This window comes from Paractinoplanes hotanensis, assembly GCF_023717965.1.
In the GTDB taxonomy this organism is placed as follows: domain Bacteria; phylum Actinomycetota; class Actinomycetes; order Mycobacteriales; family Micromonosporaceae; genus Actinoplanes; species Actinoplanes polyasparticus.
The window spans coordinates 1-1,188 of the sequence record NZ_JAMQOL010000114.1 but is presented as its reverse complement, the minus strand read 5'-3'; the positions used below and the strand labels follow the sequence as shown (position 1 = coordinate 1,188).

At 62.5% G+C, this 1,188-nt stretch carries 1 protein-coding gene; it reads left to right on the top strand.

What is annotated here, in order from left to right:
- Positions 1-1,187: extracellular solute-binding protein (locus LXN57_RS47595; protein ID WP_251804943.1), on the top strand; the 1,187-nt coding region annotated here is incomplete at its 5' end.
- Position 1,188: the final 1 nt, after the last annotated feature.

Here is a 1,188-nt window from a genome sequence, read left to right as displayed (position 1 = left end):
TGAGTGGCCCGCCCGGTGAGCCGGTGCGGAAGGCGTCTGTCAAGCGGTTCAACGACGCCAGCCCGGACGCCAAGATCAGCGAGTTGTATTTCCAGAACGACGCGTACAAGCAGAAGATCAAGACGTCGCTGGGCGCGAATCAGGGTCCGACGATGATTTGGGGCTGGGGTGGTGGCGGTCTCAAGGAGTACGTCAATTCCAACCTGGTGGAGGACCTGACCGACTGGTTCGGTCAGAACGCGGCGGTGAAGGACAAGATCCTTCCGTCGTCGTTCGGTGCGGCCACGGTGAACGGCAAGATTTATGCGATGCCGATCGAGACGGTCCAGCCGATCGTGTTGTTCTACAACAAGAAGGTTTTTGAGCGGGTCGGTGTGCAGCCTCCGACGTCGTGGGGCGAGATCATGGCGCTGGTGCCGAAGTTCAACGCGGCCAAGGTTGCGCCGTTCTCGCTGGCTGGGCAGTCGCGCTGGACGAACATGATGTGGCTGGAGTTCCTGCTCGACCGCACCGCGGGTTCGGAGGTGTTCGATCGGGTGTTCGCCGGTGAGAAGGGCGCGTGGAGCGACCCGGCTGTGCTGGACATGTTGACCAAGATTCAGGATCTGGTGAAGGCCAACGGGTTCCAGAAGGGCTTCTCGTCGACCACGGCTGACTCGAACGCCGACCAGGCGCTGCTTTACACGGGCCGGGCGGCCATGATGCTGCACGGTTCGTGGTCGTACGGCATTCAGACGGCGCAGGGTGGCAACTTCGTCAAGGACGGTGGGCTGGGCTGGATGAACTTCCCGGCCGTCGAGGGTGGTAAGGGCGACCCGAGTAACACGGTGGGCAATCCGGGTCAGTATCTGTCGATCTCGTCGAAGGCCAGTGCTGAGGCCAAGGAGACGGCGAAGAAGTTCTTCTCGACGACGCTGGTTGACGACGCCGAGAAGGAGGGGTGGGTCAAGTCCGGTGGTGTGCCGGTGCTCAAGGGCAGCGAAAGTCTGTTCACGGGTGGCGACGCGCAGTTCCTGAAGGACATGGCGGCTATCGCGAACGGTGCCAAGACGTTCGCGCAGTCGTGGGACCAGGCGTTGAGCCCGACCGCGGCCGAGACGCTGCTGGACAACATCGCGAAGCTGTTCCAGCTCCAGGTCAGCCCGCAGCAGTGGGTCGACGCCATGAACGGAGTCATCGGCAAGTGAC